18 protein-coding genes, 3 tRNA genes and 1 pseudogene are annotated in these 20034 nt (G+C 61.3%); 14 read left to right on the top strand and 8 right to left on the bottom strand.

The features are described 5' to 3' along the window. The first annotated feature begins 88 nt into the window (after window positions 1-88). The 10 genes and pseudogenes from ACSAMW_RS11220 to ACSAMW_RS11265 all read left to right on the top strand — a co-directional run. The gene (locus tag ACSAMW_RS11220) at window positions 89-703 is read left to right on the top strand and encodes a glutathione S-transferase family protein (protein ID WP_500590402.1); all 615 of its coding nucleotides are present in this window, start codon (window positions 89-91) and stop codon (window positions 701-703) included. A 17-nt stretch (window positions 704-720) separates the two neighbouring features. After that, complete coding sequence (locus ACSAMW_RS11225; protein ID WP_500590403.1) at window positions 721-1167, top strand: type II 3-dehydroquinate dehydratase; 447 nt, start codon at window positions 721-723, stop codon at window positions 1165-1167. Further along, window positions 1164-2096: a 2-hydroxyacid dehydrogenase gene (locus ACSAMW_RS11230; RefSeq protein WP_500590404.1), complete on the top strand. Its 933-nt coding sequence runs from the start codon at window positions 1164-1166 to the stop codon at window positions 2094-2096. The genes ACSAMW_RS11225 and ACSAMW_RS11230 overlap by 4 nt, the downstream gene beginning before the upstream one ends. Before the next feature lie 186 nt (window positions 2097-2282). Then, window positions 2283-3308, top strand: coding sequence for an ABC transporter substrate-binding protein (locus ACSAMW_RS11235; RefSeq protein ID WP_500590405.1), 1026 nt, complete (start codon window positions 2283-2285; stop codon window positions 3306-3308). Window positions 3309-3400: 92 nt separating this feature from the next. Further along, the gene (locus tag ACSAMW_RS11240; RefSeq protein WP_500590406.1) at window positions 3401-4255 is read left to right on the top strand and encodes an ABC transporter permease; all 855 of its coding nucleotides are present in this window, start codon (window positions 3401-3403) and stop codon (window positions 4253-4255) included. 1 nt (window position 4256) lies between these two features. After that, window positions 4257-5075: an ABC transporter permease gene (locus ACSAMW_RS11245; RefSeq protein ID WP_500590407.1), complete on the top strand. Its 819-nt coding sequence runs from the start codon at window positions 4257-4259 to the stop codon at window positions 5073-5075. A gap of 18 nt (window positions 5076-5093) precedes the next feature. Then, a complete protein-coding gene (locus ACSAMW_RS11250; protein ID WP_500590408.1) occupies window positions 5094-5768 on the top strand; it encodes a DUF1028 domain-containing protein in 675 nt (224 codons plus the stop codon). Further along, on the top strand, window positions 5765-6919 hold the full coding sequence (argE, locus tag ACSAMW_RS11255) for an acetylornithine deacetylase (RefSeq protein WP_500590409.1): 1155 nt from the start codon (window positions 5765-5767) through the stop codon (window positions 6917-6919). Before ACSAMW_RS11250 ends, argE begins: the two co-directional genes overlap by 4 nt. 231 nt (window positions 6920-7150) lie before the next feature. Beyond that, complete coding sequence (locus tag ACSAMW_RS11260) at window positions 7151-8401, top strand: flavin-containing monooxygenase (RefSeq protein WP_500590410.1); 1251 nt, start codon at window positions 7151-7153, stop codon at window positions 8399-8401. Between the two features lie 97 nt (window positions 8402-8498). After that, a pseudogene (locus tag ACSAMW_RS11265) lies at window positions 8499-8940 on the top strand (alpha-hydroxy-acid oxidizing protein); the annotation flags it as partial. Window positions 8941-9020: 80 nt separating this feature from the next. Here the strand turns inward: ACSAMW_RS11265 and ACSAMW_RS11270 are convergent. The 6 genes from ACSAMW_RS11270 to rluD form a co-directional block, all read right to left on the bottom strand. Next, a tRNA-Lys gene (locus ACSAMW_RS11270) sits at window positions 9021-9096 on the bottom strand. Between the two features lie 5 nt (window positions 9097-9101). Then, window positions 9102-9178, bottom strand: a tRNA-Pro gene (locus ACSAMW_RS11275). Between the two features lie 4 nt (window positions 9179-9182). Then, window positions 9183-9258: transfer RNA gene (locus tag ACSAMW_RS11280), tRNA-Asn, on the bottom strand. A gap of 287 nt (window positions 9259-9545) precedes the next feature. Next, complete coding sequence (gene clpB, locus ACSAMW_RS11285; protein WP_500590411.1) at window positions 9546-12110, bottom strand: ATP-dependent chaperone ClpB; 2565 nt, start codon at window positions 12108-12110, stop codon at window positions 9546-9548. A 136-nt stretch (window positions 12111-12246) separates the two neighbouring features. After that, window positions 12247-12990, bottom strand: a complete 744-nt coding sequence (gene pgeF / locus ACSAMW_RS11290; protein ID WP_500590412.1) for a peptidoglycan editing factor PgeF — start codon at window positions 12988-12990, stop codon at window positions 12247-12249. Continuing rightward, complete coding sequence (rluD, locus tag ACSAMW_RS11295) at window positions 12987-13949, bottom strand: 23S rRNA pseudouridine(1911/1915/1917) synthase RluD (protein ID WP_500590413.1); 963 nt, start codon at window positions 13947-13949, stop codon at window positions 12987-12989. The genes pgeF and rluD overlap by 4 nt, the downstream gene beginning before the upstream one ends. Window positions 13950-14107: 158 nt before the next feature. Between rluD and ACSAMW_RS11300 the strand changes: the two genes are divergently transcribed. The 4 genes from ACSAMW_RS11300 to ACSAMW_RS11315 all read left to right on the top strand — a co-directional run bounded on the left by ACSAMW_RS11300 (window position 14108) and on the right by ACSAMW_RS11315 (window position 18409). Continuing rightward, complete coding sequence (locus ACSAMW_RS11300) at window positions 14108-15133, top strand: outer membrane protein assembly factor BamD (RefSeq protein WP_168084064.1); 1026 nt, start codon at window positions 14108-14110, stop codon at window positions 15131-15133. 120 nt (window positions 15134-15253) lie between these two features. Beyond that, on the top strand, window positions 15254-15484 hold the full coding sequence (locus ACSAMW_RS11305) for a PP0621 family protein (protein ID WP_500590414.1): 231 nt from the start codon (window positions 15254-15256) through the stop codon (window positions 15482-15484). 7 nt (window positions 15485-15491) lie between these two features. Beyond that, window positions 15492-17066, top strand: a complete 1575-nt coding sequence (locus ACSAMW_RS11310) for a two-component system sensor histidine kinase NtrB (protein WP_500590415.1) — start codon at window positions 15492-15494, stop codon at window positions 17064-17066. 2 nt (window positions 17067-17068) lie between these two features. Next, window positions 17069-18409 (top strand): sigma-54-dependent transcriptional regulator, encoded by a 1341-nt coding sequence (locus tag ACSAMW_RS11315; RefSeq protein ID WP_500590416.1) that lies wholly within the window; start codon window positions 17069-17071, stop codon window positions 18407-18409. Window positions 18410-18499: 90 nt separating this feature from the next. Here the strand turns inward: ACSAMW_RS11315 and thiO are convergent, their stop codons facing one another. Beyond that, window positions 18500-19609 (bottom strand): glycine oxidase ThiO, encoded by a 1110-nt coding sequence (gene thiO / locus ACSAMW_RS11320; RefSeq protein WP_500590417.1) that lies wholly within the window; start codon window positions 19607-19609, stop codon window positions 18500-18502. Window positions 19610-19615: 6 nt separating this feature from the next. After that, window positions 19616-20032 carry a type IV pilin protein gene (locus tag ACSAMW_RS11325; protein WP_500590418.1) on the bottom strand — a complete coding sequence of 139 codons (417 nt, stop codon included), beginning with the start codon at window positions 20030-20032 and terminating at the stop codon, window positions 19616-19618. Window positions 20033-20034: the final 2 nt, after the last annotated feature.

A 20034-nucleotide genomic window follows, 5' to 3' on the forward strand; every position in this document is an offset into this window, starting at 1 on the left:
ACCGCACCGGGTGTTTCGTCTAGGGCGCTGCACCCTGGAACCTGCCAGCGAACCAGCAGCGCAGCCTTTCAATGCGTGGGGAGCCACCATGTTCAAGCTTTATTTCGCCGCGACGTCGGCCTACGTACGCAAGGTGATGGTGTGCGCGCAGGTGCTGGGGCTGGAGGATCAGATCGAGAAACTGGCGTCTGCGGCCCACCCTGTGGCCCGTGATGAGCGCATTGCCGCCTTCAACCCATTGGCCAAGGTGCCTGCGTTAAAAACGGCTGATGGCCTCTCGCTCTACGACAGCCGAGTGATCTGTGAATACCTCAACGCATTTGCGGGCGGCTCGCTGTTTCCTGCGCAGGGCAATGCTCGCTGGATCAGCCTTTCCCGCCAGGCGCTGGGTGATGGCCTGATCGATGCGGCCTTGCTGGCGCGCTACGAATCCACCGCCCGGCCTGCGGAAAAACAGTGGGATGGCTGGATAGCGGCGCAACTGACCAAGGTGCGCGCCGCACTGGTCGAGATCGATAAACAAGCCCCGCTGTTCAGCCCAGCGCCCGATGACATCGGCCTGATCGCCATCGGCTGTGCACTGGGCTACCTGGACTTCCGATTCGCCCACCTCAACTGGCGTGCTGACCATCCGGCAGCTGCCGCCTGGTTCGCCACCTTTAGCCAGCACCCTGCCATGCGCGCCACCGTGCCGGTGGCCTGACCTCCTGGAGCGCCTTGATGCCCCACACCGTGTTTTTCCTTAATGGCCCCAATGCCAACCTCTACGGCTTGGACAAAAGCGGGACCTACGGCAGCGAAAATTTCGCCAGCATCGAACAGGGCTGCCAGCGCCACGCCCACGGCCTGGGGCTTGCCCTGGACTTCCGCCAGAGCAACCACGAAGGGGTGCTGGTGGACTGGATTCAGGAAGCCCGCCAGCACGCCAGCGCCCTCATCATCAACGCGGCGGGCCTGACCTACAGCTCAGTGCCCATCTTGGATGCCTTGTTGGCGTTCGACGGCCCGATCGTCGAGGTCCATATGAGCAACCTGTGGAAGCGCGAAAGCTTCCGTCACCATTCCTATGTGTCCAAAGCCGCCACTGGGGTGATTGCCGGGTTCGGTGCACTGGGCTATCGCCTGGCTCTTTCTGCCGTGGCCGAACTGCTGGAGAACCGCCCATGACCCCGACACTGGTGTTTCATAGTGAGTTCGACAGCTTCGAGCAATGGCAGGCCCTGCTCGCGCCCCTGCTGCCCCAGGTGCGCATCTGCCAGGAACACGACGTGGAAGACCCGGACAGCGTGCACTACGCCCTGGCCTGGAAGCCCCCGCAAGGGTTCTTTGCCCGCTACCGTAACCTCAAGTTGCTGGTGAACCTTGGTGCCGGTGTGGACCAGTTGGTCGGCCGGGACGACCTGCCTGCCATTCCTATTACCCGGGTGTCAGACCCCGACATGGGCCGGATGATGGCCAGCTATGTGCTGTTCGCCGTGCTGCGCTATGCCCGTGACATTCCTGCCTTGGAGCGCGCGCAGCGCGAGTGCCGCTGGCACTACCTGCACCCGCGCCTGCCGGGCAGCATTCGGGTGGGCGTACTTGGCCTGGGCGAACTGGGCGCCTATGCCGCTCAGGAACTGGCCCGCCAGGGGTTCGATGTCCGGGGCTGGTCGCGCTCGCCCAAGCACTTGCAGGGCGTGTGCTGTGTCAGCGGCCTGGCGCACCTGGATGCGTTCATTGCCGAGAGTGACATCCTGGTCACGATGCTGCCATTGACCCCACAGACGCGGCACTTGCTGGACGCCCGGCGCCTGGCCTTGCTGCCTGAGGGCGCGTGTTTCATAAACGTGTCCCGAGGCGCTGTGGTAGACCAGCAGGCTCTCACCGAAGCATTGAGCACGCGGCGCATTGCCGAGGCAACGCTAGACGTTTTCGACTATGAACCCCTGCCCCCGCAAGACCCGTTATGGCGCTTGGACAACGTGCTGATCACCCCGCACCTGGCTTCCGTGGCCATTGCAGAATCCGCGGCTCGGCAGATCGCCGACAACATCGGCCGGGTGGACCGCGGCGAGGCTGTTTTGCATCAGGTGGACCCTGTGCGAGGTTACTGACCCTGCGCGCCCTTGCCTGGATCGGAATTTTCTATGCAAAGGCACGGCAAAGGCTCTTTTACCGCCTTGGGTGCTCACCCCTAGTATGACCACAGCAGTTACCAGACCTGCCAGCGCCTCCGGGGCTGGCGTTTTGTTTGGCCACTAGGCCACACGTTGGGCCCCCTCTACTAGGAGCAGACCACCATGCGTAAAGCCATCGCCTTGACGGTACTCAGTGCCAGCTTGCTGGCCAGTGCAACAGCCAGTGCCGCCGATAAGCTGATTGTGAGCACCTGGGGCGGCAGCTTTCGCGACTTGATCGACCAGGCCATTGGCCAGGAATTTACCCGGCGCACTGGCGTTGAGGTGGAGTACGTGACGGGGGGCACCATTGACCGCTTGAACAAGGCCAAGCTGGCCGGCACTGCGGAAACCGACCTCACGTTCACCACGGCCCATGTGGGCTGGCTATACGTCAACGACGGCCTGTTCCAGGAACTGGACACGAGCAAGGTGCCCAACGCGAAAAACCTTGTTCACCAGGCCAAGCTCAGCCCGAACCATATTGGCGTGTGGGGCTATGTCTATACCATCGGCTACCGCCCAGACCTAGTGCCTAAAGGCGAGACCTTCGAGAGCTGGAATGATCTCTGGAAGCCCGAACTCAAAGGCACCCTCGCCCTGCCGGACTGGGACCCGAGCCACATCATTGCCGTGTCCGCCAAGCTGGCTGGCGCCGACGCCCAGCACTGGGAAAAGGGGCAGGACAAACTCAAGGCCCTGATCCCTACTATCAAGTCTTTCTACACCAACGATGCCAACAGCCAGCAGTTGATCGCCACCGGCGAAACACCGGTACAGGTGATGCTCTCCATGAACGCCTACCACATGATGGAAGAAGGCGTGGACATCAAGCTGGCCATTCCCAAGGAAGGCGCCGTGCTCGGCATCGATGCCATGGGCATCAACAAGGGCAGCCACCATACTGACCTGGCGTACCAGTTCATGAACATTGCCCTGTCCCCTGAGGTACAGGCCAAGATTGCCCAGATCAACCGTGGCAGCCCGGTCGTGACCAATGCCACGGTTGACCCGGAGATTGCCAAGCTGCCTGGCATGCTCACCACACCGGCCCAGTGGGACGCCACTATTGACGTTGACCCCAAGCTGCGTGCTGAGCAAACCGCCGAATGGCGCAAGTGGTTCTCGGAAAACATCATGGCGCACTGAAGTGCCCCCCAGGCGCAGGCAGCGCTGCCCCTAAGGCAAAGCGCGTTTATCGATAGCGGTGCCCGTGGTGGCCGCGCTGGATGGAAAACCCTATGACCCGTAACCCTGCGTTTGTTCGCTGGTTCCTGCTGCCCTCGGTACTCACCGCACTAGGCCTGGCCCTTGCCATGCTCACGGTGTTGCAATACAGCGTGCGGGCCTATGTTCCAGGCTCGTTGGAGGTAGGCGGCTTCACCCTGGCCAACTTCCAAGGCATGCTCAAGCCGCTGTATGCAGAGGCCTTCCTCAATACCCTTTCACTGAGTTTCAAGACCGCAGTGTTCGGGCTGCTGTTGAGTTACCCCTTGGCCTATGCGCTGGTGCGTACACAGACCGCTTGGCTGAAGTCGTGCATCCTGATCATTGCGATCACGCCCCTGTTTCTTGGGGAGGTGGTGCGGACCTACTCATGGATCATCGTGCTGGGCAGCAGCGGCTTCCTTAACAGCCTGTTGCTGGGCATTGGGCTGATCGACAAGCCGCTACAGTTGATGTTCACCAACACCGGTGTCGTACTGGCCTTGGTCCATGTCACCCTGCCCATTATGGTGCTGATGCTGGCCACCGGCCTGTCGCATATTGACCCTGGCTACGAAAAAGCCGCCACCAGCCTTGGCGCTGGGCCCGTTCGCGCCTTTTTGACCGTTACCTTGCCGCTGTCGTTGCCCGGCATTGTGGCCAGCGTTACCACGGCGTTTGCCTGGACGTTCAGTGCCTTTGCCACGCCACAGTTGATCGGTGGGGGACGAGTGAGCACGCTCGCCACATTGGTGTACCAGCTGGGCTTCTCCTCGCTCAATTTCCCTTTCGCTGCTGCCCTGAGCATTGCCGGCCTGGTGCTGACGGTGCTGGTGCTGGCCGCCCTCAAGCGCATGAGCCGCTCGCTGCAGAACGTGGGAGCCCACTGAGATGACCCGTTCCAATCAAGACAGGTGGCTAGGCTACGCCGGGCGAGTGCTGGTAGGGCTGATCCTGTGTTTCGTACTGCTGCCCACGGTGGTGGTGATCATCTCGTCGTTCAGCAGCACCTCGGTACTGTTCTTCCCGCCCAAGGGCTGGTCGCTGCGTTGGTTCGAGCGCGCCCTGAGCTACGCTGATTTCCGCCATGGCCTCTCTGCCGGCCTGGTTGTCACGGCGTGGGCTTCGACCCTGGCCGTGCTGATCGGTACTGCCTTGGCCATCGCCATCAACCGCTACACGTTCCGGTTCAAAGCAGTGGTGGAGGCGGTACTGCTGTCACCCCTGTTCATTCCCCACTTCACCATTGGCCTGGGCCTGCTGATGCTGGTGGCGCAGTTCAACCTGGGACGCGGCTATGCCTTGGTGATTTTCTGCCACGTGCTGCTGGTGCTGCCCTTCGTGCTACGCAGCCTCTATGTGTCGCTGCATAACGTGGAGCAACGTATCGAGCTGGCTGCCGCCAGCCTTGGCGCATCGCCCTTGCGGGTGGTGTGGACCATTACGGTACCGCTTATCGTGCCCGGCCTGTTCGGCGGCTGGCTGTTCGCGGCAATCCTTTCCTTCAATGAGTTCACCGCATCGCTGTTCGTGACCACCCAGGCGACCCAGACACTGCCCGTGGCCATGTACAACTATGTGCGGGAATTCGCCGACCCCACGCTAGCAGCCTTATCGGTGTTGTATATCGCCGTTACGGCCACCCTGCTGACCTTGGCCAACCGCTTTTTCGGGCTGGGCCGGATACTCAACGTTGATGCGCCGCGCTAGGCCACAGAGGAACCGAGCATGACCTTTTCAATCACGGGCCGCTGCGCCAAAACCGGCCAGCTGGGCATTGCCATCAGCTCCTCAAGTATCGCGGTAGGCGCCCGCTGCCCTTGGCTACGGCCAGGTGTGGGCGCGGTCTCGACACAAAACGTTACCCTTCCCGCCTTGGGCGAGCGCGCGCTGGATCAACTGGCCGCTGGGCTGGCGCCAGACGCGGCCAGAGACGCTGCCCTCGCTACGGACCCCTTTAGCCAGTACCGGCAACTGACCATGATCGACGCCCAGGGCCGCACATCGCATTTCAGCGGCAGCGAAACCCTCGGCTGCCACATGGCATTGGCGGGTGACCAATGTGTAGGCGCCGGCAACATGCTAGCCAGTGCGTCAGTGATCGAGGCTTTGGTGCAGGCTTTCGAGCGCAGCGAGGGCGCACTGGCGGATCGTCTGCTAGCCGCGATGCAGGCGGCCATGGCCGCTGGGGGTGAAGCCGGGCCTGTGCATTCGGCGGCGCTGGTGGTGGTGGGTGAGCAGCGCTGGCCTATCGTCAACCTTCGCGTGGATTGGGCCGACGAAGCCCCCATTGCCCAGCTGGCCCAGCTGTGGGTCGCCTATCAGCCCCAGATGCAGGATTACATTACCCGCGCCCTTGACCCGACCAGGGCACCCAGTTACGGCGTGCCCGGAGACGAATGATGAACAGCCAAGCGCTTCTCGGCCAACTGGTGGCCTTCGACACGACCAGCCGCGAGTCCAACCTGGCGCTGATTGAGTTTGTGCGCGATTACCTGGCCGAGTTGAAGGTGCCCTGCGAACTTATCTTCAATGAAGCGCGAACCAAGGCAAACCTGTTCGCGAGCCTTGGGCCGGACGATAGACCAGGCATCGTGCTGTCTGGGCACACTGATGTGGTGCCGGTGGATGGCCAACCCTGGACCATGCCCCCTTTCCAGCTCACTGAAAAGGACGGCAGGTTATATGGCCGCGGCACCGCCGACATGAAGGGCTACATTGCCTGCGTGCTGGCGGCAGCCCCGAGGTTCCTCGCCCAGCCGCTGCGCATGCCTGTGCATATTGCCCTGTCCTACGACGAAGAGGTGGGCTGCCTTGGCGTGCGAGACCTGCTCGTTCAGCTTGGCCAACGGCCGCAAAAGCCGTTGCTGTGTATCATCGGTGAGCCCACCGAGCTGCGCCCTGTGCTAGGCCACAAGGGTAAGCTGGCCATGCGCTGTGACGTGCACGGGGCTGCATGCCATTCGGCCTACGCACCCGAGGGCGTGAATGCAATCGAATATGCCGCCGAACTCATAGGCGAACTGGGCCGCATCGGCCACCGCCTGCGCGACCCGGCCCTGTGCGACCCGCGCTTCAACCCGCCCTTCAGCACCGTGCAGACCGGTGTAATCACCGGTGGCAAGGCCTTGAACATTGTGCCGGCCGATTGCCGTTTCGACTTCGAGGTGCGTGCGCTTCCCGCCATGGCGCCGGGCGACGTCGCCGTTGAGCTGGAGCGTTACGCCCAGGAACAGGTACTGCCCAGAATGCGAGCGGTGAATGCCAGCAGCGACATTCGTTTTTCACCGCTTTCTGCCTATCCAGGCCTGGCCACCGACGCGAGCAGCGAAGCGGCGAAATTGATTGCGCAACTGTGCGGTTCCGATGACTTCGGCACCGTGGCCTTCGGGACCGAAGGTGGCCTGTTCGACGCCATAGGCATACCCACCGTGGTGTGCGGCCCTGGCTCCATGGACCAGGGCCATAAGCCCGACGAATTCATCAGCCTGGCTCAGCTCCAGGGGTGTGATGCACTGCTGGAACGGTTAGCGGACTACGTGGCGATGCCCTAGGCGGACAGGACACTGCACGTTTCGAACACCGCAGCTAACAGCATTTGGCTAATAAGGCGGCTGATAACTTTCGACTCGCCCGGCGATGACTTCGCTTTGTTTTTTCCTAAGCGCTGAATACAAAAAGCCTGATTTCTAAAAGCACGTGACCTGATCAGACTTACCTACAGCCGGAAGTTGGCACCTGCCCTCTACCTAACACACCGCGTCGCCTTTCTCTAGGAAACGAACATGTCAGTTGAAACGATCAACACCTTAGTGGTCGGTGCCGGACAGGCTGGGATCGCAATGAGCGAGCACCTTTCGTTGATGGGCGTACCCCACATTGTGCTTGAGCGCAGCCGCATTGCTGAGCGCTGGCGTTCGGAGCGCTGGGACTCGTTGGTAGCCAACGGCCCCGCCTGGCATGACCGCTTTCCGACCATGAAATTCGATAACGTGTCCCCGGAAACCTTCCCGCCGAAGGAGCGCATGGCCAAGTACTTCGAAGACTACGTGTCCATGCTTAACGCGCCCGTGCGCACCGGGGTGGAAGTATTGAAAGCGGAACGCCTGAGCGGCCGCCGTGGCTTCAGGGTCACCACCTCTGAGGGCGTGATCGAGGCCGCCAACGTGGTCGCCGCCACCGGCCCCTTCCAGAAACCCACGTTTCCGCAGATCGTCCCTGCAAGCGCCAAGGTGCACCAGTTGCACTCCTCAGCCTACAAGAACCCCGGCCAACTGCCAGAGGGTGCTGTGCTGGTGGTCGGTGCAGGTGCCTCTGGCTCGCAGATTGCCGAGGAGCTGCAGAAGGCCGGCAGAAAAGTCTACCTCTCGGTAGGCGAGCATTACCGCCCACCCCGCGCCTACCGTGGGCGCGACTACTGCTGGTGGCTTGGCGCCTTGGGCTTGTGGGACGAGGTGAAGGTTCGTCCGAAAAAGGAGCACGTTGCGTTCGCCGTCAGCGGCTATGAAGGCGGCCGTACCGTCGACTTCCGGCGACTTGCCCACGCCGGCATCACCCTGCTAGGTATTACCAAGGCCTATAACAATGGCGTCATCGAACTTCAGGAAGGTTTGGCCAAGAACATTGCCGACGGCGACCAGGCGTACTTCGATGTGCTGCGCGACGCTGATGCCTATATCGAACAGAATGGCCTGCCTTTCCCTCCAGAACCTGAAGCCTGGTCCTTGCTGCCCGATCCGGATTGCATTACCCACCCGATCACGACGCTCGATCTGGAGCAGGCCGGTATTGGCACTATCCTGTGGGCAACCGGGTTCAAGTTCGACTTCAGCTGGCTAAACGTGAATGCTTTCGACGACAAGGGCCTGCCGTTTCATAAGCGCGGCATTTCCGCTGAGAGCGGTATTTATTTCCTGGGGCTTCCCAACCTAGTCAACCGGGCGTCCTCGTTCATTTACGGTGTGTGGCACGACGCCAAATACCTTGCGGACCATATTGTTCTCCAGAACGACTACATGGCCTACGAAAAAGCCTGACATCGCCCTGGGCTGAACACTCATGCCCGCCTGTGCTGCGTTCGATAGCGATGCGGCGGGCTTGTTATGGCAGCACCACTTCAGAAACGCTAAAACCATGGCTGAGTTTACGTGTATTGAAGACTTGCGCTGCCTGGCGCGCCAGCTTGTGCCACGCATGTTCTACGACTATGTGGATGGAGGCTCGTGGACGGAGTCCACCTATCGGGCTAATGAGCGGGCCCGTGGGGCTCGTTGCACTGCGTTAATGGTGACCATGGACCTGTAGATGTTCGGCCAGCGCCACAAGGACATTAAAAACGCGCTGGTGCCTGAACATGCTTCGTACGCGCCATAGAAACTTTGGCAACATCCTGGGCCACGCCAAGGGCGTGGACAGCATTGATTCGCTGGTGGAATGGACGCGGGATCAATTCGACCCCTCCCTTTCCTGGCGTGATGTGGAATGGATCAAGCAACGGTGAGGCGGCCCGCTGATCGTGAAGGGTATCCAGCATCCCGAAGACGCCCGCCTGGAACCCAGGCCTGGGACTGGCGCCTGGGCCACACACCCTTCATCCGCTTTTTCAGACATCCAGAAACGCCAAAACCCTCCAATTAGGAGGGTTTCGGGTGAAGCTGGTGGGTCGTGTAGGATTCGAACCTACGACCAATTGGTTAAAAGCCAACTGCTCTACCAACTGAGCTAACGACCCAAAAATGGTCGGGGTGAGGGGATTCGAACTCCTGACATCCTGCTCCCAAAGCAGGCGCGCTACCGGACTGCGCTACACCCCGAAGTTGGCTCCGTGACCAGGACTCGAACCTGGGACCCAATGATTAACAGTCATTTGCTCTACCGACTGAGCTATCACGGAACTACATACAACGGTCAAACATACAACGGTCAAACTTTATTGCTTCCGAAGGGTTCGGCCTTCGTCTCAACCTGCGTCGCGTATCGCTACGTTCGCTTGTCTGAGGCGCGCCATTCTACACCTTCGTTTTGCTCTGTCAACCCCTGTTTTAGCGTTAAGATGCTGATTTTGCATCTTTTTTTCGCTACCGGTAAAACCGGCTGTCACAAGTGCGTCTGGAGCGGGGCGCATCATATATAACCTCGCCAGTGCATGCAACCCTGCATCCACACACTGGCGAGATTTTTTTAGGCGAAGGTGATTTCGTCCCCGTCTACACGCGCCTGGATCGACGTACCGGGCATAAACGTACCGCTGAGGATCAACTGCGCCAATGGGTTCTCGATCCAGCGCTGGATCGCGCGCTTCAACGGCCGCGCACCATACACGGGGTCATAACCCACAGCGATCAGCTTGTCCAAGGCCTCATCGGTCAGGTCCAGGGCCAGGTCGCGCTCGGCCAGGCGGCTGCGCAGGCGACCCAACTGGATCTGGGTGATCCCTGCGATCTGCTCACGTCCCAGTGGCTCGAAGATCACCACTTCGTCCACGCGGTTGATGAACTCGGGGCGGAAGTGGGAGCTGATGGCATCCATGACCGCTGCCCGCTGCGCCTCACGATCCCCTACCAGCTCTTGGATACGCGCAGAGCCGAGGTTAGAGGTCATGACGATCACGGTATTGCGGAAATCCACCGTACGGCCGTGGCTATCGGTCAAGCGGCCGTCTTCAAGCACCTGTAGCAGGATGTTGAAGACGTCCGGGTGGGCCTTCTCCACCTCATCGAGCAGTACTACCGAGTAAGGCTTGCGCCGTACCGCTTCGGTCAGGTAACCGCCCTCCTCGTAGCCCACATAGCCTGGCGGTGCGCCAATCAGGCGGGCAACCGAATGCTTTTCCATGAATTCGGACATGTCGATCCGCACCATGGCCTCTTCCGTGTCGAACAGGAATTCGGCCAGGGCCTTGCACAGTTCGGTTTTGCCCACCCCTGTTGGGCCCAGGAACATAAACGAGCCGCTGGGGCGATTAGGATCGGACAAGCCCGCGCGTGAGCGACGCACGGCGTTGGCCACGGCCACCACAGCTTCGTGCTGGCCAATCACACGCTGGTGCAGCAGGCTTTCCATCTTCAGCAGTTTGTCGCGTTCACCTTCAAGCATCTTGGACACGGGAATACCGGTCCACTTGGACACTACTTCGGCGATCTCTTCCTCAGTCACCTTGCTGCGCAGCAATTGGTTCTCGGTCTTCCCATGCTGGTCGACCATCTGCAGGCTGCGCTCCAGGTCCGGAATAATACCGTACTGAAGTTCAGCCATGCGGCTCAGGTCGCCCCGGCGGCGCGCCGCCTCCAGCTCCTGACGGGACTGCTCGATTTTCTGCTGGATCTGCGCTGACCCCTGTACCTCAGCTTTTTCAGACAACCAGACCTCTTCCAAGTCCGCGTACTCGCGCTCCAGCCGAGTGATGTCTTCGGTGAGCTTCTCCAGGCGCTTGCGTGCAGCCTCATCCTCTTCTTTCTTCAAGGCCTGGGATTCGACCTTCAGCTGAATCAGGCGCCGCTCCAGGCGGTCGAGCTGCTCAGGCTTGGAATCGATCTCCATGCGAATGCGGCTGGCGGCTTCATCGATCAGGTCAATGGCCTTATCGGGCAATTGGCGGTCGGTGATGTAGCGGTGGCTCAGTTTGGCAGCCGCGATAATGGCACCGTCGGTGATCGCTACCTTGTGATGAACTTCATAGCGCTCTTTAAGGCCACGCAAAATGGCGATGGTGTCTTCTTCGCTGGGCTCGTCCACCAATACTTTCTGGAAGCGCCGCTCAAGGGCCGCGTCTTTCTCGATGTACTGGCGGTACTCATTGAGTGTGGTGGCGCCCACGCAATGCAGCTCACCACGCGCCAGTGCCGGCTTGAGCATGTTACCCGCGTCCATGGACCCTTCGCCTTTGCCGGCGCCGACCATGGTGTGCAATTCGTCAATAAAGAGGATGACCTGCCCTTCCTGCTTGGCCAGGTCGTTGAGTACCCCTTTCAAGCGCTCTTCGAACTCGCCACGGAACTTGGCCCCGGCAATCAGCGACCCCATGTCCAGGGACAGCAGCCGCTTGCCTTTGAGGCCATCCGGCACTTCACCATTAATGATGCGCTGCGCCAGGCCTTCGGCAATGGCCGTTTTGCCCACCCCAGGCTCGCCGATGAGCACCGGGTTGTTTTTGGTACGGCGCTGGAGCACCTGGATGGTACGGCGGATCTCGTCGTCACGGCCGATCACCGGGTCCAGCTTGCCTTCTTCGGCACGCTTGGTGAGGTCCACGGTGTACTTTTCCAGCGCCTTGCGTGACTCCTCGGCATTGGAATCGTTGACGGCCTCACCGCCGCGCAGGTTATTGATGGCGTTTTCCAACGCCTTTTTGCTGACACCCTGAGCCAGCAGCAGCTTGCCGATCTTGGTGTTTTCATCCATGGCCCCCAGCAGCACCAGCTCACTGGAAATGAACTGGTCACCCTTTTGTTGTGCCAGGCGGTCAGCCTGGTTCAGCACACGGGCCAGGTCGGGCGACATGTTCACGTCACCGGTGGGGTTCTGTATTTTCGGCAGCCGGTCCAATTCCTTGGCCAACTCCTTGCGCAGGGCGCCTACGTCGAAGCCAACCTGCATCAGCAAGGGCTTGATGGAACCGCCTTGCTGGTCGATAAGCGCCTGCAGCAAATGCGCAGGCTCAATGGCCGGGTGGTCCAGGCCCACCGCCAAGGATTGAGAATCGGACAGCGCCAACTGCAGCTTGCTGGTTAAGCGATCTATACGCATGGTTGCACCTTCCCCCTAAAGACAAGGCAGGCCGGAACGCATGAACGCTCCCTAGCGATGGCGAGACAACCTGCCCGAGATACCGGTTAGATAGGGGCTATTGTTTAAGATTCAAGCAGGCGGGACGTGACAGGGATCAAGCTTGCCGCTGGAGCCATACCAGCGACGCAAACCGGCCTGTGCGGGCGCTACGGCGGTAGGAGAACCAACGCTCGTCGGTGACGGTGCACAATCCGCCACCATACACGGCAGTGACGCCCATGGCGGCCAGGCGCAGGCGGGCCAATGCATAGATGTCAGCCATCAGCTTCCCAGGCCGTGCGCTGGGCACAAAGGCCGAACGTGCAGCGGGGTGCTGGGCGACAAAAGCGTCCCGCACCTCTTCGCCCACTTCAAAACTTGAGGGGCCAATAGCAGGGCCTAACCACACCAGAACGTCCTGGGCAGGTACCTCAAGGCTGGCCACCGTGGCTTCGAGCACGCCGTTGGCCAGCCCGCGCCACCCGGCATGGGCGGCCGCTACACGCGTACCGGCACGGTCCGTAAACAGGGCGGGCAGGCAATCGGCTGTCATCACCGTACAGGCAATGCCCGGCGTGGACGACCAACTGGCATCGGCGTCAGGCCGCTGCTGGGGGTTCGCTTCCACCACCTCAATGCCATGCACTTGGGAAAGCCAGGCAGGCTTGATGCCATACAGCTCGCCTAGGCGGCTGCGGTTTTCAGCCACTGCAGCGGGGTTGTCGCCCACATGCCCGCCAAGGTTGAAGGTGTCAAAGGGGGCAAGGCTAACGCCGCCTTCACGCGTGGTGACGCAGGCGCGCACATGGGCTGGCGCAGGCCAGTCCGGCAGAAGCAGGCTGCCGGACTGGCCACTCATCCGACGAACGCCTCGCGGTCCTGCTTGAGCAGGGACGTGAGCCAGACGAAGTCATCGGGCAAGGGAGACTCCCAGCCGATGCGCTCGCCTGTGGTGGGATGGTCCAGCTCCAGGAAGCGCGCATGCAGCGCCTGGCGCGGGAACGTCTTGAGGGCATCGACCAGGCTGGCACTGGCCGCCGGCGGAATACGGAAACGGCCGCCATACACCGGGTCCCCGACCAGCGGGAAGCCCACATGGGCCATGTGCACGCGGATCTGGTGCGTACGGCCGGTTTCCAGCTTCACCCGCACATGGGTATGCGAACGGTAACGGTCCAGCACGCGGTAATGGCTTACGGCTGGCTTGCCGTTGTCCATCACGCCCATGCGCTGGCGCTGGGTACCGTGGCGGCCGATGGGCGCGTTGATCTTGCCACCGGCTGTGACCACCCCTACCACCACGCACTCATAGATGCGGCTGACGCTGCGCTTTTGCAGCTGCGCCACCAGGTTGGTCTGGGCTTGAAGGGTTTTGGCGACCACCATCAGACCGGTGGTGTCTTTGTCCAGCCGGTGCACGATGCCGGCACGTGGCACGTTGACGATGTCCGGCACGTGGTGCAGCAGGGCATTGAGCAGGGTGCCATCTGCGTGGCCGGCTGCCGGGTGAACCACAAGGCCTGCAGGCTTGTTGATCACCAGGATTTGATCGTCTTCATAGACGATGTCCAGCTCGATGGCCTGGGCAACCCATTCGCCTTGGGCTTCCTGCTCCGCTTCCAGCGCCAGTACGGCGCCGCCATGTACCACATCGCGCGGGCGCAAGGTGGCGCCGTCGACGGTCAGGCGGCCTTCTTTTATCCAGGCGGAGAGGCGTGAACGGGAGAACTCCGCGAAGAGTTGTGCGGCGACCTGGTCGAGGCGCTGGCCTCCCAGATCGGGGGTGACTTCGGCGCTAAGCCGGATGATCTCAGACATGCTTGGCTACACAGGAAACAGCGCGACCGCACAGCCTTTGGTTTCAGCTGCGCGCTTGTGGTTAAATACGGCGTCTTTCGTCCCGGAGGTTCGCGGGGCGCTCATCATAACAGGACGGCCGCGCCCAAGACAGCGGCTGTTAAGGGACGCAAGCCGCCATGCAACTGAAACACCTGCTGCTGATCGCCATTGTCGGCCTTACTGCCGCCTGTTCGTCGAACAAGGAAGTGGTCGACGAGAACCTGAGCGAAGTGGAGCTGTACCAGCAGGCCCAGACCGACCTGGATAACCACAGTTATACCAGTGCGACGGCCAAGCTGAAGGCTCTCGAGTCCCGCTACCCCTTCGGCCGTTATGCGGACCAGGCCCAGCTGGAACTGATCTACGCCAACTACAAGAATGCCGAGCCGGAGGCTGCCAAGTCTGCCGCCGAGCGCTTCATTCGCCTTCACCCCCAGCACCCGAACGTAGACTACGCCTACTACCTCAAGGGCCTCACCTCCTTTGACCAGGACCGTGGCATCGTGGCGCGCTTCCTGCCGCTGGACATGACCAAGCGGGACCCAGGCGCTGCGCGCGACTCCTACAACGAGTTCGCCCAGCTCACCAGCCGTTACCCCAACAGCCGCTACGCGCCCGACGCCAAGCAGCGCATGATCTACCTGCGCAACCTGCTGGCGGCCTACGAAATCCATGTGGCGCACTACTACATCACTCGCCAGGCTTATGTGGCCGCTGCCAACCGTGGCCGCTACGTGGTGGAGAATTTCCAGGAAACCCCGGCTGTGGGTGATGGCTTGGCCGTAATGACCGAAGCGTACCAGCACCTCCACCTGGATGACCTGGCCGATACCAGCCTGCAAACCCTCAAGTACAACTACCCGGACCACCCCAGCCTGAAAGACGGCCAGTTCGTGCCGCTCAAGGAAGAGGCAGACGACCGCTCGTGGCTGTCCAAGGCCACACTGGGCCTGATCGAGGGCAACGACGCGCCGCCACCACCGAGCGAAAGCCGCGCCAACCAGGAGCTGGCCAAGCAATATCAGGACGCCAAGGACAATATCCCGCGTGAACTGCGCCCTGCGGACGAAGGCGGTACTGCCGACGACGCGCCAGCCGATACCGATGCGCCCAAGCCGCACCGCAGCTGGTTCAGCCGCCTGACCTTCGGCCTGTTCGACTGACCCCCTGTGCAGCGGTCGCCCCACCACCGGGGTGATCGCTGCACAGCGCTTTTGCCCGCTAGCCCTCCCCTGCTCCCCTTGGCTACACTGCACCCTCCCTTTCGCAGAAGCCCCGCCATCATGATTCGCCTGATCTTCTGGATCGCCCTTGTTGCCATCGCCATCTGGGCATGGCGCCGGTTCAAGTCTCCCAAGCCATCTGTGCCACGCGCCTCCGGCACTACCCTGCCCATGGTCCGTTGCGCCCAATGCGGTGTGCATTTGCCTAGCGAGCGCGCCTTGGCCGACGGTAGCCAGTGGTACTGCAGCCGCGAACACCTGGAGCAAGGCCCTGCCCAGCTCGATCGCTGAAACCTCCATGGGCGGGCGGGCACAGGCGCAACGCATGTTGCGGCTGTACCACCTGTACCGGTTGGTCATCGGCATCAGCCTGGTGCTGCTGATTTCCAGCGACATGGACAACCGCCTGCTTGAGCTGGCAAACGGGCAACTGTTCCGCTTGGGCAGCTGGCTGTACCTGATCTTCAACTTGCTGGTAGCGCTCACGTTTGGCAGCGCACACCGTTCGGCCAAAGTGTTCAGCCTGTCCACAGCCGATATCGTGCTGCTGTCCGGGCTGTTTTACGCCGGTGGCGGCACGGCCAGTGGCATTGGCAACCTCATGATTGCCTCGGTAGCCATGAGCAACCTGTTGCTGCGTGGCCGCCTGGGCCTGCTGATTGCGGCCCTGGCGTCTATCGGCATCATCTACCTGACGTTCTACCTGAGCTTCACCCGGCCAGCAGGCCCTAATGATTACGTACAGGCTGGTTCGCTGGGCGTACTGTGCTTTGCCGTGGCCCTGATCGTTCAGGGCTTGAGCCACCTGCTGCGCACCAGTGAAACCTTGGCTGAGCAGCGGGCCAGCGATGTCACCAACCTGGAAGAGCTCAATGCCTTGATTCTGCAGCGCATGCGCACGGGCATCCTGGTACTGGACACAGGCCACCGGGTACAGCTAGCCAACCAAGGCGCACTGGCACTGTTTGGAAAACCTGTGCTTATCGGTCAATTGATCAGCCTGCATGCGCCGGATTTGATCGAGCGGTTGCTGCAATGGCGGGTAAACCCTGCGCTGCGGGTAAACAGCCTCAAGCTCAAGGCCGATGGCCCTCCTGTGCAAGTGAGCTTCATCGCCCTAAGCCGCAATGCGGGGCAGCAGACCCTGGTGTTCTTGGAAGACCTGTCGCAGATAGCCCAGCAGGCGCAGCAGCTCAAGCTTGCCGCGCTGGGCCGCCTTACCGCCGGCATTGCCCACGAAGTGCGCAACCCCCTGGGTGCCATCAGCCATGCAGGCCAGCTGTTGCAGGAGTCCGAGACGTTGGACGATCCAGACCGGCGCCTGGTGCAAATCATTCTGGACCAGTCCAAACGCATGAACCTGGTGATCGAGAACGTGCTGCAACTGTCTCGCCGGCGCCCGGCCGAGCCTCAGATGCTGGACCTGAAAGCATGGCTGTCTGATTTTGTCGACGACTTCATGACCACAGCCCCCAGCCATCACCGGCTGCACATGGAAAGCCCGCCCGGCGTTGTGGAAACTCGCATGGACCCCCATCACCTCACTCAAGTTGTGACTAACCTTGTACAGAATGGGTTGCGTTACAGCGGCCTGAGCCATACCACGGCACAGGTCTGGTTAACGTTGGGGGTGGACAAGGCCAGCGGGTTGCCCGTGCTGGAGGTGGTGGACGACGGCCCTGGTTTCGCCCCGGAAAAGCTGCAACACATTTTCGAGCCCTTTTTCACCACAGAAACCAAAGGTACGGGGTTGGGGCTGTATATTTCCCGGGAGCTGTGCGAAGGCAACCGCGCTCACCTGGATTACCGGCCGGTCCCCCGAGGTGGCAGTTGCATGCGCATTACCTTCGCCCATGCCCGCAGACAGGCCTGACCATGACGCAACGGCAAAAGATTTTGATCGTCGACGACGAGCCGGATATTCGTGAACTGCTGGAAATCACCCTTGGCCGGATGAAGCTGGAGACACGAGGCGCGCGTAACGTAAAGGAAGCAAAGGACTGGCTGGCCACCGAAGCCTTCGACCTTTGCCTGACCGACATGCGACTGCCCGATGGCTCTGGCCTGGACTTGGTCCAGTATATTCAGCAGCGCCACCCCAATGTGCCCGTGGCCATGATCACGGCCTATGGAAACGTGGACACGGCCATCAATGCCTTGAAGGCCGGTGCATTCGACTTTCTGACCAAACCCGTAGACCTGCCCCGCCTGCGCGAACTGGTCGGCACTGCGCTACGCCTGAGCCTGGGTAGCCCTGAGCGTGCCGCTGCCGACGACCGGCTGATCGGTGGCTCGCCGCCCATGCAAGCCCTGCGCAAGCAGATTGACCGCCTGGCACGCAGCCAGGCACCGGTGTACATCAGCGGTGAGTCCGGGACGGGCAAAGAGCTGGTCGCCCGGCAAATCCACGAACAGGGCCCGCGCAGTGAACGGGCGTTTGTGCCCGTGAACTGCGGCGCCATTCCCACTGAACTGATGGAGAGCGAGTTTTTCGGGCACCGCAAAGGCAGCTTCAGCGGGGCCATGGAAGACAAGCCCGGCCTGTTCCAGGCCGCTGAGGGTGGCACCCTGTTCTTGGATGAAGTGGCCGACCTACCCTTGGCAATGCAGGTGAAGCTGCTACGGGCCATTCAGGAAAAGGCCATCCGCAGTGTGGGTGGGCAAACCGAGCGTGTGGTGGATGTGCGGGTGCTGTGTGCAACCCACAAAGACCTGGCCCAAGAGGTGCAGGCCGGGCGTTTCCGGCAGGACCTGTACTACCGCCTCAACGTGATCGAACTGCGCGTGCCACCCCTGCGCGAGCGCCGCGAGGACATCGACGCCATTGCCCAGGCAGTGCTCAAGCGCCTGGCTGCCAGCAGCGGACTGCCCCCAGCCCAACTCGCGCCAGGCGCACAGGCGATCCTGCGCCAGTACCGTTTCCCAGGCAATGTGCGGGAACTGGAAAACATGCTGGAGCGGGCTTACACCCTGTGCGAAAACGACACGATCGAGGCCACTGACCTGCGCGTGGAAGACACCGGGGCGCTGCGTGAGGGCGGCGAGCACAGCTTGGCCGAGGTGGACAACCTGGAGGATTACCTTGAGAACATTGAGCGCACGCTGATTCTTCAGGCACTTGAAGAAACCCGCTGGAACCGCACGGCCGCTGCACAGCGGCTGAACATGAGTTTCCGTTCCATGCGGTATCGGTTGAAGAAATTGGGGCTGGAGTAGCCCCTATTCGCCCGCTGCGCAGGCTCCTACACGCTGAGTTAGGTGTAGGCCTTATGGGAGCAGGCGCCAGCCTGCGAATGAACTGCCCCCTTAAAACGGCGGCGCATAAGGCGCCGGGTCAACAATCGGGGCTCTCTCCAACATAAGGTCAGCCAACAGCTGACACGAAGCCGGTGCCAATACCAGGCCATTGCGGTAGTGCCCGCAGTTCAGCCAAAGCCCAGGGTGGCCGCCTACCGGCCCGATATAAGGGATACCTTCAGGCGACCCAGGCCGCAGGCCAGCCCAATGGGCAACCGGTTCGGCATCACGCAACGCCGGCAGCAGGGCTTCGGCAGAGGCCCGCAAGCTGGCCAGGGCCGGTTCGGTGGGCGTTTTGTCGAACCCGGCATGCTCCAAGGTACTGCCGACCAGCACATGCCCATCTCGCCGTGGAATGGCATAGCGGGTACGCGCCAGCACCATGGCCGGAAGAAAGTCCTCGGCACACTTGAACAGAATCATCTGGCCTTTCACGGGCTCCACGGGCAACGCAAGGCCCAACGTAGCCAACAATTCTCCGCTCCAGGCACCGGCCGTCAGTACCACCTGGTCGGCCAGGATCTCGCCTGCCTCGGTGCTCACGCCTTGAATACGCCCCTGCTTATGCACAAAGCCCTGCACCGGGCAGTGCTCCTTTAACGTTACGTTGGGCAAGGCCGCCAATGCGGCGCGCAGGGCCTTCACCAGCCGTGGGTTACGCACGTTGGCCACGCCCGCCATATGGATACCACTGGCAAAGCCCGCACCCAGCACAGGCACTTTGCGGTACACGTCCGTGATGTTCACCTTGTTCAGAGGGCGCGCCTCTTGCCGGGCCCAGGCCAGCGCCTGCGCTTCATCCTCCAGGTCCAGCCAATACAGGCCCGTAACGTGCACCTCCGGGTCCACACCCGTACGGGTGAAAAGGTGATCGCCCAGCTGTGGATAGAAATCCTGAGACCAGTGAGCCAATGCGGTCACAGCCGGGCTGTAACGCCAGGGGTAGAGGGGCGAGACGATGCCCCCACCGGCCCAGGAGGCCTCTCTGCCTGCTAGCTGGCGGTCCAGCAAGGTCACCTGAACGCCTGCGCTGGCCAGGTTGAGGGCGGTCATCAGGCCGATAACGCCTGCGCCGATGATGAGGGTGTGGTCTGAGCTGCTTGTAGTGCTGTGGTTCATGGCAGCTTATCGGCCCCAGCAGAAGGCATTTGTTGTGCCTGCTGGCAATTGAGAGTTGGATCGCTCGCCCGTTTGGTTAAGGATAAAGCTGCCGCAGACATCGTTGGCCATCATCGTGTTGTTCACCGGCTGGGCGGTTAAGGTAAACGCTTGGTCCTGGCGCACTGCGATCAAGTTATACCAGGCGTTACCTGTCGGAATAACAGGTTCGGTCACACCATCAAGCTTCGAGTACCTCCCAGCTCGTGAATAGTAACGCTCCATATTCTGGGCGGTTTCAGTCAGCAACTGCACAATTTCTGCCCGATGGGTTTTACGCACATAGTTCATGTAGGTGGGGTACGCGATGGCGGCCAGCAGACCGATAATCGCGACCACCACCATTAGCTCAATCAGTGTGAAACCCTTGGATGCCTGCTTCATGG

The sequence above is a fragment of the Pseudomonas sp. AB39(2026) genome (assembly GCF_059831485.1).